At 62.0% G+C, this 13,398-nt stretch carries 10 protein-coding genes and 1 tRNA gene; all 11 read right to left on the reverse strand.

The features are described from left to right. Positions 1–5: 5 nt before the first annotated feature. Entirely contained in the window at positions 6–284 is a 279-nt protein-coding gene (locus tag PQR53_RS36225) for a pentapeptide repeat-containing protein (RefSeq protein WP_408465014.1), read from the reverse strand. Beyond that, entirely contained in the window at positions 281–2,800 is a 2,520-nt protein-coding gene (locus tag PQR53_RS36230) for a DUF2169 family type VI secretion system accessory protein (RefSeq protein WP_408465016.1), read from the reverse strand. The genes PQR53_RS36225 and PQR53_RS36230 overlap by 4 nt, the downstream gene beginning before the upstream one ends. A gap of 13 nt (positions 2,801–2,813) precedes the next feature. Then, complete coding sequence (locus PQR53_RS36235; protein WP_408465018.1) at positions 2,814–4,997, reverse strand: type VI secretion system Vgr family protein; 2,184 nt, start codon at positions 4,995–4,997, stop codon at positions 2,814–2,816. 10 nt (positions 4,998–5,007) lie between these two features. Then, positions 5,008–6,087 carry a type VI secretion system baseplate subunit TssG gene (gene tssG, locus PQR53_RS36240; protein ID WP_408465020.1) on the reverse strand — a complete coding sequence of 360 codons (1,080 nt, stop codon included), beginning with the start codon at positions 6,085–6,087 and terminating at the stop codon, positions 5,008–5,010. Then, positions 6,084–7,991, reverse strand: a complete 1,908-nt coding sequence (tssF, locus tag PQR53_RS36245) for a type VI secretion system baseplate subunit TssF (protein ID WP_408465022.1) — start codon at positions 7,989–7,991, stop codon at positions 6,084–6,086. The genes tssG and tssF overlap by 4 nt, the downstream gene beginning before the upstream one ends. Further along, on the reverse strand, positions 7,991–8,530 hold the full coding sequence (gene tssE / locus PQR53_RS36250) for a type VI secretion system baseplate subunit TssE (RefSeq protein ID WP_408465024.1): 540 nt from the start codon (positions 8,528–8,530) through the stop codon (positions 7,991–7,993). The genes tssF and tssE overlap by 1 nt, the downstream gene beginning before the upstream one ends. A 99-nt stretch (positions 8,531–8,629) precedes the next feature. Then, positions 8,630–9,112 carry an Hcp family type VI secretion system effector gene (locus PQR53_RS36255; protein WP_408465026.1) on the reverse strand — a complete coding sequence of 161 codons (483 nt, stop codon included), beginning with the start codon at positions 9,110–9,112 and terminating at the stop codon, positions 8,630–8,632. A gap of 60 nt (positions 9,113–9,172) precedes the next feature. After that, positions 9,173–10,633: a type VI secretion system contractile sheath large subunit gene (gene tssC, locus PQR53_RS36260; RefSeq protein ID WP_408465078.1), complete on the reverse strand. Its 1,461-nt coding sequence runs from the start codon at positions 10,631–10,633 to the stop codon at positions 9,173–9,175. 111 nt (positions 10,634–10,744) lie between these two features. Beyond that, a complete protein-coding gene (gene tssB / locus PQR53_RS36265) occupies positions 10,745–11,293 on the reverse strand; it encodes a type VI secretion system contractile sheath small subunit (RefSeq protein ID WP_408465028.1) in 549 nt (182 codons plus the stop codon). Between the two features lie 51 nt (positions 11,294–11,344). Then, complete coding sequence (gene tssA / locus PQR53_RS36270) at positions 11,345–12,394, reverse strand: type VI secretion system protein TssA (RefSeq protein ID WP_408465030.1); 1,050 nt, start codon at positions 12,392–12,394, stop codon at positions 11,345–11,347. 898 nt (positions 12,395–13,292) lie between these two features. Continuing rightward, positions 13,293–13,369, reverse strand: a tRNA-Pro gene (locus PQR53_RS36275). Between the last annotated feature and the right edge of the window lie 29 nt (positions 13,370–13,398).

Below are 13,398 nucleotides of genomic sequence, written 5' to 3' on the forward strand. Positions count from 1 at the left end.
CCTCACTACCGGCCAGAACAATCGTCAATCCACCGGACAAGATAATTGTCGGTCTTTATTTTCGACAGATCCGCGCCGCGCAAGTCGACGCCGGTGAACAGACAGTCGGTGAAGACGCACTCGGCGAGGCGTGCCTGCGCAAGCCGGGTCCCGTCGAACGTGACCTTGTCGAAGATGCCGCCCGACAGATCGCACCCCTCGAGATCCAGGGTGCCGATCGAGCGGTTGCCGATCGCTTCGCCGTTGCGCACGGCCCGCTGCAATTGTTCATGCAGGGACATCATGCGGCTGCCTTGCGTAACGGATGGAACACGGTCTGCTCGAGATAGGCATGGTCAAAGCGCGTGGATGCATCGATCGATGCTTCGGCAAGATTGGCGCGGAACAGATTCGCTTCGTCGAAGTTGGCGTCGTGCAGCATGGCGCGGCGCATTTGCGCGCCGATCAGGTCGGCGCCGGCGAGGCTGGCGCCGCTCAGGTCGGTGCGAACCAGATAGCCGCCGTCGAACTTCGCATCGCTCAGGTCGGCTTGCTGCAGACCGGCATCCGAGAAGTCGCATTGGCTGATCGTTGCGCCGCTGAACCGCGCGTTGCGGGCTTGCATATGCCGCAGATTCACTTCGGTCAGCGACGCCCGTGAGAAGTCCGCACGATCCAGTACGGTGTCTTTCGCGAAACACGCTTTGCGAAGCCGTGCGTGGTCGAAACGGATCTGCTGCGCAACGGTTTCGACCAGGCCGAAACCGTCGATGTCCGTGGACGTGAAAGCGACGCGTTCGAGCCGGCACTGAATGAACGCGAGCTTGCGGATCGTCGCCGCGTGGAAGTTCACGTCGGTCAACGTCTGCTCCATGAAGACCAACTCGCCGAGCGTGGCTTCCTCGAAATCGACCGCTTCGAAGCGGCAGCCGCTGAACTGGACTCGTCTTACCGATGCACGCCGCGCGTTGCAGTTTCGCCAGACCGCACGTTCGAACAGACTGCGGTCAAGCACGGCTTCGCTGAAGTTAGTTCCGTCGCAGTCGGTGAGCGCGAGATTGGCGCCTGAGAGATCGGCCCTGGCGAAGATGGTCCCGGCGAGCGCGGCGCGCGCGATGACCGCGTCGCGCAAGTTGGCGCCTGTCAGGTCGCTGTTGCTCAGGTCGGCGCTTTCGAGCAGCGCGCCGGCGAGGTCCGCGTCGCGCAAATTCATCCCGCTCAGATCGGCGCCGGTGAGGTCGAGGCCGGCGAGCGATTCGCCACGGCTATGACCGGCGGCAACGCGCTCGCGCAGTGTCGCGGACGACGTAGCGTCCAGGCGTGCCGCGGCCTCCTGATAGTGGGCCGACTGCAGATAGGATGCACGCAGTCTGCGCTCGGCTTCCCGTTCCTGTTCGAGCAGCTCGGGCGGTGCGGGGTGCTGCGCGCGATTGCTTGCGAAAGACTGGGGAGGTCCACGTCTTGCCGCAGCGTTCCGGCTCGCGGCGAGTTCGGGGTGCTCGGCCTCGATCCGCTGACGCGTCTGTTCGAGCGCGGCCAACTGAGTCTCGGCGAATTTTTCGTTGCGCTCGACAAACTCGGCCAGTTCGTCGAGACGCGGTGGGCGCGTGGCTAGCACTTCTGGCGCAGGGATGACGACCCCGGCAGCGGCCGCCTGGCTAACCTGCTCGCGGGCGCGTTGTTGCAGATTGCGTTGCAAAGCGCTGATTGGCGGTTCGGCTTGCGCGTTGCACGCGTCTTCTCCGTCGCCCTCTGCAGATAGCATCGATTGCGGCGCGAGGTCCAGGTCGCGCAGTGCGTGCAATGCGCCGCGCTTGCTGTCCATGCGCAGATCGAACACGCGGCGATAATGCGCGTCGCTGCGTGGGTCGCCATGGCATTCGGCGGCGAGCAGCAGGCATGCCACGTCTTGCGCGTCGAACTCCTGGATCGGCGCCGCGCCGTGAAAAATCATGATGGCCCGTTCGCGGTGTGGAATGAACCATACCGTCGTCAGCCGCATGGCGACTTCGGTCAGGTCCGACTCGCGGGTCCGCTGCAAGAAGCAACGCGCGCGCAGGGGCGGCAACGTGCCGGCCAGTGTCGGTCGCTCGGGATGCATATGTGTCAATTCATACGCGGCACCCGGCGCAAGCGAGTCGAAGTGAGGGAATTGCTGATCGGCCGGTGCGACGTTGAAATAAGCCGGCTGCATCGTGCGCGGAAAGCCTGGGCAATCCTCTTCGCGCCACTGCGAATCCATCTCGCCATATCGCGCGCTGCGTTGCGGCCAGTCAGCGGCGATCGGCGTGAAGGCCGCCGGAGCCGTGCCGCGTTCGCGTGTGGCGACCGGCGCGTCCGGATAGGTGATTTGCGGAAGCAGTAGTGCGCTTCGCTGCGCCCTTGTGGGAAAGCCGATACCACGTGGATTCCCGGCATAGCCTGGGCCCCCATAGGCCAGCGGCCAATCGAGCGGCAAGCATTCGAACGGCGCGGCATGCGACGGCGTATCGCCGTTCCACTCACGCGCGCCCGACACTTGCAGTTGCTTTTGGAGGCCGGCGAATCGAATGCCGACGCGGCACGTATGAGCCGCATCGCAATACTGGCCATAGGCGCGTCCCGCTACCAGAAACTCGGGATGCTGCTTCGGCAGCGCGGCGTCGAGTGCGTAGGCGCCCAACTCGCTGCCAACCGTGTTCCACAGTTCCGATTCGCTGACGAGGTGAGGCACGTCGCCGAGCGTTACCATCACAGGTATCGCGATGCCGAGATGCTCGTGGCCGGCCTGCCGGTATGCACGGGTCAGAATGCCGACGGGGGTGGGTTTGATGATTTTCATCGGATCGCTGGCTTCAGAATGTGACCGAGAAGCCGACGGTCGAGAACGACACACCGGTCGCACTGACGCTCGATCCCGTGCTGCTGACCGACGATCCGGTGCTAGTCACCGAACTGCCGGTTGCGCCCACGTCCGACCCGGTCGCGCTGACGACGGATCCGGTGGCACCGACGCTTGAGCCGGTTATCGAGACGATCGAGCCGGTCACGAAAAGCTGAGCCGTGGCGATGCCTGTTTGCAAGCCGATCACGATCCCGGTCGAGCTGCCGCTGACCGTGACGGCCGAGTCGCCGCCCACGGTGCTGGTTGAATCGGCGGCCACGCTGGTTGTCGAACTGGCGCCGACACTGGTGGTCGAGTTGCTGGCGACGCTCAGGGTGTGGTCGTTGCCCACGCTGTGCGTCATGTCGCTGGCGACCGTCAGCGTGTGCTTATTGCCCACCGTATGGGTCGAATCGTTTGAGACATTCAGACTGTAGTTGCGGCCGATGGTGTGCACCTCATCATTAGCCACCTCGGCGCTGGAGTTGTTGCCGACCTTGCGGGTCTGGTTGCTGGTGACCGACGCGGCATAGTCGTTACCGATCGATACCGTGTAGTCGCGGCCCACATCGCGCGTCGCATTGTTGCTCACATTGACGGCTTCATTGCGGCCGACCTGGTGTGTCGCATCGTTTTCGACGGAGACGTCGTAATTGCGCTCTGCGTGGACGGCAATCTGCTCCGCGCCCGCTTTGTCTTCGAAACGAAGCATGTTCGCGTTGGCGCTGCCGCCGCCTGGCGTGCGCGTGACAAAACCACTTTGCGTGGCGGCTTCCGGCAGCGCGAACGGCGGCATCTGATCGGCGTTATAGATGCGCCCGGTGATGACCGGACGGTCGAGCGCGCCGTTGAGAAAATCGACCACCACTTCCTGGCCGACACGCGGAATATGAATGCTGCCGAAGCCGGCGCCGGCCCACGCGTCGGACACGCGAATCCAGCATGAGCTGTTCTCGTCGCGTTTGCCGTAGCGGTCCCAGCGGAATTGCACTTTCACGCGGCCGTATTGGTCGGTCCAGATGTCCTGGCCTGCCGGTCCGACGACCACCGCGGTTTGCGGGCCCGTGGCTCGGGGCACCGGCGTCGCGCTGGGCGCGCGAAACGGCAGCGAAGCGGGTTGCGCAACGAGGTCGAAGTCGTATTGCGCGTGGCTGCTGCCGCTTGCATAGCCGCCCTCCTGCAGACGGTAGGCCACGCTCACCAGCAGGTATTCGCGGTTCTCCGCTTGCCGGGGACAGTCCTGCAGCGTGAAGCGATAGCCTGGCGCGGCTTCACGCAAACAGGTGTGAGCGCGTACACGCGCGTTCGCCGCCTGCTCCTCTTCGAGACGCATGCGCACGTAATGCTCACCCTGCTCGGCTTCGATGTAGCCGCCTTGCCACGCATACCTCGCGTAGCCGCCGTGCTCGGCGCTCGAAGACTGGGCCCGCGTTTGCGACAGATCGGCTCGCGGTTTGCGGAAATCGTAGTCGTCGACGGCGAACGCGCCCGCGCTGATCTGGGTGGCGGGACGCCACTGGTCGACGCCCTCTTCGCGCGGCAGCGCAAGGCGGTCGGGCGCTTGATACGGCAGCGTGGCGTGCTCGGGCAGCGGGTCGTGCGCACTGGTGTCGTCGGCAAGCACCAGCACCTGCTGACCGGCTTCATGGCGGAAGTAATAATAGATGCCTTCCTGTTCCATCAGCCGGCTGACGAAATTAAAATCGCTTTCCTGATACTGCACGCAATAGTCCCAGCTTCGATAGCTTGCGAGCAGACGTTCTTCGACCGGAAAGCCATATTTGCCGATGACCTCGCGCAGAATCTCAACCGCTGTCTGGTTCTGGAAAATGCGGCAATCGGTCGTTTTGGTCAGATACCACAACCATGGCCGCAGCGTGACCGCATAGACGTAAGTGCGCGGCGTATCGGTCTCGCGTCCGGCGAATTCGCAGCGCACGATCTGGCCGCCGAGGTATCGGGTGCTGCCGTTGAGCGTGACGATGTAGAGCGTCAGCGGCTTGCCGAGCAGCGCGTTCATATCGAGCGAAGCGGACGGGCTCACCAGTTCCACGTTGAATTCATACAGCGCCGACAGTGTCTCCTCGCCGCGTAGCGAGCGGAATCGAAGCATCTGCGGATCGAGTGGCGTGTGCGCGATGATGATGTGGTTCATGGCAGCTTCTTCAAAGATCCGACTGAGCGCGTGCCGCTTGGGCGGCGCGTGTTTCAGGTTGGTAGACGAGATCGCCGGCAGTGGGCGTGCTGGTTCGCGTGCCGAGCCAACTGGTGAGGCCCAGCGGGCGGCCGGCGGCGAGTGCGATGCCGGCAACCTGATCGGCGGCCATCAGCAGGCGCACGTCCCACGACCACTCGACGCCGGCGTATTGCCGCACCCAATCCGTCAACTGCTGCGAAAGCGGGGTGCCGGGTAGCAACGCGGCGTATTGTTCGCGTGACAGCGGGCCGAGCCGAACCTCGAATTTCATCTGCGCGTCGCGAGCCGCCACCCCCAGCATGGCGTCGGCACCCAGCCGGCGGGTGTGCGCGCGCGTGCGCAGCGCGGTGCGCTGCGGCGCTTCGACCGGCTGCCACTGCGGCAGCCATTCGACGATCTCGACGGGCACGCCGAGGCAGGCGCGCAGGATGCTCCGCAGACCCTCCGCGTTGCGCGTCTGCCGCACCAGGTGGCCGGCCATGAAATATCTGGCGTGATCCGACAGCGTGTCGGCTTGCCGCGCCTCTCGCCGCGGCAGATGGATGAGGCTCGCCAGATAGCGATCGAAACGCCCGCCCTCGCCTCGGTCGAGGCTTACCGTAGGCTGCGCATCGGCCCAGGCGCGGTAGAACAGCAGGATCAGCCGATGATGAAACAGATCGGCGAATGCGCTCAGCGCATGGTCGTCGTGATGGCGAGCGCGCTCGCGCACGAACTCGGTCAGATGCAGGGGCAGGGGACCGTTCGGTCCGAATAGACCGAAGCTGTGAATCAGGACACGCGGCTTCGCGCCTTCCGCCGGCGCAGTCGCGGTGGCGAGCGTTGCCGGCGCGAAGGCGAGCGAAGGTAGCTGCCCGATCCGCAGCGGTTCATCGGCGGGATGCGCCGCGCGTCCCAACGGCGCCGGGGCCGCCGCGCGCGCGTCCAGCCAGCGCAACAGGTTGTACAGATCGTATTTGTATGGCGCATCGGCTACGCGTTGCCAGAAATGCTCGAGCCTGGAACTGGCGTGCGGCACACGCGACGATGGGGCGATGGCGTTGCTCATGCTGTGGGGCGGCGTCCGATGCGAGGTGGCCAACGTTTCACGTGTCCACGCTGCAGCGTGGCTACCGCAAGTTCGCTAAAGCTATTCAGTGATACGTGACGTGCAAAAAATTGTTCCAGCACCGCGCCGAATAGATACGTGCTCGCGCCCGCAAACGAGGTTTCGTCGAGCAGCAGCGAGACTGCAACACCGCGGCCGAACATCGGCGGTCCCGCCTGAGGCAACTGACGGGTGACCGGCTCAACCCGAACGCTGCGTACGCCGTCAATCTGCGGCCGCACGGTTGCGTCGGCCGCGTTCGCATAGAGTTCGAGCAATTCGCGCAAGGCCTGCGCGCCCTGCACGCTGTCGAGATCGGTGAGCGTGAGGTAGTCGAGCCCGAGATGCTTCACGAGTCGCCACGTGATTTCGTTTTCCGCCAGCGGCGGCTGCGGTGGCGTGGGCCGGCGGAGCGCTTGGATGGCGACGACCGGGGCCGAGGTGCGCAGACTGAAATCGCTAGTGCTGCCGGTTGGCATCAGCAGTGCGAGATCGCGGTTGGTACACATGGCGTCGACGGAAAGGTGCCGCAAGTCGTCGGAAAATGGCGCTTCGTGCTGATCCACCAACGATATGAATAATTCGCTGCCGGCATATGCCGACCTCATACTGCTGCGCGCTGCGCGGCTTGGAGCATGGTCGCGCGGGGCGACGAGCCGCGCTTCGCGTCGTGTCGAAAAATAGCGGCCGCGATTGGCGTGGTCATGGGAGAGACCGCCGTAGAAAGGATGAAACTCACAGTGGCCGCCGTCAGACTGGCGGTGGCCCGTCACTTTCTCGACGCCGTAAATTTCGTAGTCCAGCGGCCGTGTGCGGTCGACTACGACATGATGCTCATACCGCTGATTCGTGATGGCGATACGGTCGGTCCGCTTCGGGAACAGGTTGATCGCCGGCGTGCAAAACAACGCGAGGCTGTGCAGATCGACCGAGCGTTCGAGCTCGGGCGACGCGTCATCGAGCAGAACGGTCAGCGAGAACGTGGTGCCGTCAATGTTTTGCAGCGCGTGTTGCAGTGAACCGATGCTGAAAAACAGAAAACGTTGTGGAAAGGCGAAATACTCGTGCAGCAGCCGGTATCCCTGGAACGAACGCGAACCGTATGGCAGCAACGCCTGGGCAGCATCGAAACCTTCCTGGCGGATGGCCTCGCCGTCGAGCAGCGAGCAGGCGCTATCCCTGTGACGTGTGTTGCCCGAGGCCGAAGGCCCGTGGCAGATCACACCGAGATGATGGCCTAGCACCTGTTCCAGCAGCGGCAGCGCCTGATTGTCCGGACCGCTTAGAAAAAACGTCAACGAATCGAGCGGCAACTCGCGCAGATTGCCGACGCCGCTGGCCTCCAGTTGAATATGCAGCGCGCCGCGCACGCGGCTTGTCAGTGCGCCGTGCGGCAATGGCAGATCGGCGGGGACGCCGCCCAGTTTGACTTCGGTGATGCGCAGCGGCCACAGCGTGACATCGTGCGCGGTGCTGTATTCACAGGCGGTCTGCTCGCCGGGCGCCAGATTGCCGCGCAGCGACGTGCCGGCCTGCAGCGTATAGCCTGACAACAGACTGCCTTCGCGCAGATTCGGCTGCACGGCGACGATCGTCATCGACGGCAGCGGAGCGAGGTAGTTCGGATAGACCACGTCGAGCAGGCGCTGGGAGAAACGGGGAAACTCGGCGTCCATTTTTAACTGGATGCGCGCGGTCAGAAAGCTGAACCCTTCAAGGAGACGCTCGACATACGGATCGCTCACCTCGATGCCGCGCATGCCCAAGTGTCCGGCGGCCTGCGGGAATTCGGCCGCGAATTCGGCGCCGAGCTCGCGCAGATACGCAAGTTCGCGGTTGTAGTAGTCGAGCAGACGGGCGTCCATTACCTGGCTTCCTGCGAACGGAGCACGACATGGCCGTTCTCGATGTCGATGTCCGAGCGAAACTGGAAGGCTTGGGGCGCGGGGGCCGGACACAGTTGGCCGGTGATTTCCAGTGACAGGATGGCACGTGACTGAGCGTGTACGTTGCAACGCACCTCCACGCTTTCAGCGAGAATGCGCGGCTCGAACTGCACGATCGCTTCACGGAGTGCGCGTTCCATACCGTCCTGGTCAAGCGCCGAAGCGCGACCGCCTGCCCATGCGCGCATGCCGAAATTCAACACGGATTTGCGCACGTGTGGGTATGCGGCGAGATCGTCGGTCGCTTCAAGGCTGGCGCAGTTCAATAGCCAGCTCAGGTCACGCAGCAGGGCGTCGCGCAGATCAGCGCGCGACGGCACGAACGTGACCCCGCCGTCTACAGCCGGCGGCCGTCGTTCCGTCAGCCGATCCAGCAGGCTGGGAAGCGCCTCGGCGTGCGCACGAGTGCGGACCGGTGCGCGATCTCGCGTTGAGATGGAAGCAAAGGTGGGGCTCACAAAAGAGACTCTCGTTGGCTAACTGGCTGGCTAACTACGTGGCGTGCGGACGGAAGCGTTTGCCGCGCGTCCGCACGGCACACCGGTTGATGGAAGGGGCTAGACCTCGCGGTTTTCCTTGATGTCCCAGGCGAGTACGCTTTCCCCGCCCTTCGTGCCCTGGTCCGTCTGTTCCCAATACTGCTTTCTCACTTTTGCCGCCTGGAACGAGTAGGTGATTCGCACTGCCTCGGACCCTTTGGCCGCGCCTTGCTGTACGGCCGTCACCAACACTTCGGACAAGGTGATGCGCAGATACTCGACTTGCGAGCCGCCGGCTTTGCACACGGAAACCTCGACCTTCGGCAGGTGCTTGCCGTTGGCGCAGTATTTGAGAATGGCGGGGGCCGCCTTATCCATGAAGGTTTCGACCTGCAAGTCGTTGAAACTGACTTTGCCGATGCCGCCGCCACTTCCGGTTGCCATGCTGCCGGGCTGCGTTGCGCCCCAGCCATAGGACTGGATGTCGATCCATCCCTTGTGATTGGCGTCTTTGGACTCGCCGGTTACGTTGTCCACCCGCATGTACATATCAACTGACATTCCCTACCTCCTGGTTCCTACTGATTGAAACGACTTCAACGATCAAAGCGAAAGCACGGCTCAATCGCCATGCTTGAGCGCGGGTAACTGCGAAACGAGACGTAGGGATACCGTTAGTCCCTCTAATTGATAATGCGGCCGCAAAAAGAATTTCGCGCTGTGATAGCCCGGGTTGTCGTCGATGTCTTCCACGACCACGGACGCGGCCGCAAGTGGCTTTCGCGCCTTGGTGTCCTGCGATGAATTGACCGGATCGCCGTCGACGTAATGCATGATCCAGTTGTTGAGCCACGATTCCATCTCGCTGCGCTCCTTGAATGACCCCACCTTGTCGCGCACGATGCACTTCAAATAGTGCGCAAAGCGGCAACACGCGAACAGGTAGGGCAAGCGAGCCGCGAGCCGCGCATTGTCCGTGGCCGTGGCGTCGTGATATTCCGCCGGCCGCTGCAATGATTGGGCGCCGATGAATGCCGCAAGACTGGAATTCTTGTGATGGACGAAAGGCATGAAGCCGTTGCGTGCGAGTTCCGCCTCGCGACGGTCGCTGATCGCGATTTCCGTGGGACACTTCACGTCGACGCCACCGTCGTCGGTTGGAAACGAGTGGGTGGGCAGGTCCTCCACCGCGCCGCCGGATTCGACGCCGCGAATCGACGTGCACCAACCATACTGCTTGAACGAACGGTTGATGTTGGTCGCCATTGCATAGGCCGAATTGATCCATGCGTAGCGCTCGTGGTTGGCACCGTCGGTGTCTTCTTCGAAGTTGAAGGCGTCGACCGGATTCGTGCGAACGCCATAGGGCAGGCGTGCCAGAAAGCGCGGCATCGTGAGACCCAGATAGCGCGAGTCTTCCATGTCGCGCAGGTGGCGCCAGCCAACGTACTCGCTATTCAGAAAAATCTTGCTGAGGTCGCGCGGGTTCGATAGCTCCTGCCACGACTCCATTTGCATGACCGCGGGCGAGGCGCCGGTAATGAATGGGCAATGCGCCGCGGCCGCGATCTTTGCCATTTCGCCGAGCGTCTCGATGTCCTGTGGGCTGTGATCGAAGTAGTAGTCTCCGACGAGGCAGCCGAGCGGTTCCCCGCCGAACTGGCCGTACTCTTCTTCGTAGATCTTCTTGAAAATCGGGCTTTGATCCCAGGCGACGCCCTTATAGCGCTTGAGCACCCGGCTCAACTCCGTTTTCGTTACCGGCAGGCAGCGGATTTTCAGGAGTTCGTCCGTCTCGGTGTTGTTGACCAGATAGTGCAGCCCGCGCCACGACGACTCGATCTGTTGATAATCCTCATGATGGATGATGGCGTTGATCTGCTCCGAGAGCTTGCGGTCAATCTCGGCGATCACGGCCTGGATCGTTTGGTAAGCGTCGTCCGACATGACCACCGCGTTCTCAAGCGCCTGCAGGGCGAGCGTTTTCATCGCGCCGTCGATCGCTTGCTGCGCCTGTTCGGTACGCGGATTGAGCTCCCTGATCAGGGAGGCGGAAAAGCGGTCAGCCGAGAGCACAGGCATGAGCTGTTGCGGCAAAGGGGACTCGGTATGATTCATTGCGGTCTTTTCAACGGTCTTGAGATGAAGGCATGCCTCGCGCCATGCACGTTGCCGTGCACATCGCTGTACGCGTTACGCGCGTTCGACACCGGCGGCTCCGGCATCCGGCGAACCGGAGGCGTCCACCAGTGCCTTGAGCAGTGAGGGACTTTTCAGCGCCTGGGTAATCAGTTCCTCCGCGCCGCTCTTGCCATCCATGTACGACAGCAGATTCGACAGTTGCGAACGCGCTTGCAGCAACTGGTTGAGCGCGGGGACCTGGGTCGCGATGGCGTCCGGTGAGAAATCTCCGAGACTTTCAAAGCTGAGATCCACCGCTAGCAACCCTTGACCGGAGATGCTGTTCGGGACGTGCATGGTGACGCGCGGCCGGATCGATTTCAGACGGCCGTCAAAGTTGTCGATGTCGACTTCGAAAAATTTGCGCTGTTCGAGATCGGGCTGCGGCTGCGTCGACTTGCCGACAAGATCGGCGATCACGCCCATCACGAACGGTATTTCCACGTTCCGTTCGCTGCCGTAAGTCTCGACGTCGTACTCGATCTGAACCCGCGGCGCGCGATTGCGTGCGATGAATTTTTGCCCCGTTGCTTTTGCTCTTGACGCGTTTGAGTTGCCCATTTGAAGTCCTCCGCTGATTTGATTGATGTGCTGGCCACGATGCGCGCCGGCTTAGCCGCGCAGGTTGTCTGACGTGCTCTGCGCGTGGCCGGCCAGAACATCCACCTGAGGCAAGGCAGCGGGCGCCATGTCACGGACGATCTCGTAGAAGGTCATCCGCATCAGGCGTTGGGCGCGGCGGATCAGCAGCGGCGCCGGATGACCCGGCTCCGCCTGCTCCAAATACAGGCACGCATTCTCGAGCGCGAGCATGACGGACTCGCGCGAGCCGATTGGCGTCCGCTCGAAAGGCCCGCGAGCATCATTGACGACAATGGATTGGGCCTGTTCGACGAGCGGCGTGAGGCCACCCACAGCCTGCGGAGCGTGCTCCCGTGATGCAAGAATCGCCCGCTGCACGGTTTCTAACGGGGCCTCCACCGCGCTTGCGGAGGGAACCCAGGAGATGTCGAGCCGGGTGGCGATCTGCTGGCGGATTCGATCGATCGAATCCAGCAGGTGCGCAACAGCGGTCAGTTGTGTTTGCTCGACGGCCAGCGCTGCGCATAGCGCCGCCTTCTGAATACCGCCGGACGACGGGTGGCTTTTCGCCGCGGCCGTGGGATTGCCTTCGAGAATCGCCGCAGCCTCGCGCAACGATAGATCGCCGGATGCCAGGTGCAGCAAGATGGCGTCGCGAGCGGCGCGTCCGGCGCCCTTCGGGTCGGTCAAGGCCGCGATGGCGTTGACACGGACCAACGGATCGAACTCGCCGGCGATCCGCAACTGTGGATGGACGTCTTCCCACTGCTGCTCTAACGCTTCAGCGGCGAGCGCGAGACCTTTTGCGTACCCGGGCAAACCGTCGATCTCCGTCCATGCCTGTGTCAACAGAGCGATGATTCGCAGATCGACGCTGCGTCCGAGCAGCTCGACGGCCAGTGTTTCGACGTGCCGCCAGTCGGGGGCAACGGCGGGAATCAGGGCGTCGCCGAATTGCTGCTCGCGAACGCCCGTTGCGGCTTGCTGCAATGCCGTGAAGGCGATGTCATATTCCAGATCGACGCCGCAAGGCTGCTCCGGACTCATGGAGCCGATTTGATCGAGTGAAAAAGCATTCATCAAATGGATGTGCCGGAGCAATGTGTTAATCGATATAAATCAGAATTCAATTGAGATTGAATTCGAGATTTTGGCTTAATTCTTAGTGAATTGAGATTTTTCTAAAATCGTCTTAATTCACGCCGATTCCTTTGAGATAAATTCGGATTTCTCTTGGGGTGACGCAGGCCCACTCAGCGTGCATATGCCTAGCCGTATGCATGCCCTTTGTCCTCGGGCGTTTCGCCGGCAGAGTACGTTGTTGAATTATCCTCATAATGAGGATGTCGAAATATATAGTGCGATTGTTTCTTGGATGGGATCTTATTCCGGTTCTATCGGAATGGCAAGTCGGCTTGCAGTGATTTTAAACTCACTCGGGCTAAAGTATATTGAGATTAGAGGCGGGGTTGACTTGACGTTGATATAAAACGCTTTGAGATCAATGGCGGTGCATTGCATCCCCGAATAAAATTTATCTTTGTAAAAAATATTGAAGGACCAATGCGACGGAGAATTGATTGGACTACGTATTGTTTCGGCCGAAGTTTGCAGGCATACGGCGTGCACGAGCGCGCTCGGTTCCGTTCCGATGAAACGGTCGGGTGGTATTGGTTTGTTGTGTAGACGGCGCGTGTGCCTGGTTCGCGCTCAGTGGTGAGGTGGGATGAACTGCTTGCTTCCCGCTGCGAGGATGGCGCAGTGCGTGGGGCCAACCAGGACTAGTTGGTTTTTGCCGGCGAGCCGCCGGACGACAGGGATCGTGAAATTCCGGGTGAGCGCAGAAGGCCGCAGCATCGCTCGACGATCTGGCTGACGGATAATTCACGCAACCGACAGCGCAAAAAACGCGGCCCAAACAAAAAAACCGCCGAGCAAGCTGGGCGGTTTTTCGAGCCTTGAACTAACAAGGCAAATCTGGTCGGGGTGAGAGGATTCGAACCTCCGGCCTCTACGTCCCGAACGTAGCGCTCTACCAGGCTAAGCTACACCCCGATCTGTACTGCTGGACTCGATTCAGACTA

It is taken from the genome of Paraburkholderia fungorum (assembly GCF_046027605.1).
In the GTDB taxonomy this organism is placed as follows: domain Bacteria; phylum Pseudomonadota; class Gammaproteobacteria; order Burkholderiales; family Burkholderiaceae; genus Paraburkholderia; species Paraburkholderia fungorum_F.

Excerpts from the sequence above, each read along its gene's own strand:
- PQR53_RS36225 (WP_408465014.1), bottom strand. The coding sequence starts at position 284 with ATGATGTCCCTGCATGAACAATTGCAGCGGGCCGTGCGCAACGGCGAA.
- PQR53_RS36230 (WP_408465016.1), bottom strand. The coding sequence starts at position 2,800 with ATGAAAATCATCAAACCCACCCCCGTCGGCATTCTGACCCGTGCATAC.
- PQR53_RS36235 (WP_408465018.1), bottom strand. The coding sequence starts at position 4,997 with ATGAACCACATCATCATCGCGCACACGCCACTCGATCCGCAGATGCTT.
- tssG (WP_408465020.1), bottom strand. The coding sequence starts at position 6,087 with ATGAGCAACGCCATCGCCCCATCGTCGCGTGTGCCGCACGCCAGTTCC.
- tssF (WP_408465022.1), bottom strand. The coding sequence starts at position 7,991 with ATGGACGCCCGTCTGCTCGACTACTACAACCGCGAACTTGCGTATCTG.
- PQR53_RS36255 (WP_408465026.1), bottom strand. The coding sequence starts at position 9,112 with ATGTCAGTTGATATGTACATGCGGGTGGACAACGTAACCGGCGAGTCC.
- tssC (WP_408465078.1), bottom strand. The coding sequence starts at position 10,633 with ATGCCTGTGCTCTCGGCTGACCGCTTTTCCGCCTCCCTGATCAGGGAG.
- tssB (WP_408465028.1), bottom strand. The coding sequence starts at position 11,293 with ATGGGCAACTCAAACGCGTCAAGAGCAAAAGCAACGGGGCAAAAATTC.
- tssA (WP_408465030.1), bottom strand. The coding sequence starts at position 12,394 with ATGAATGCTTTTTCACTCGATCAAATCGGCTCCATGAGTCCGGAGCAG.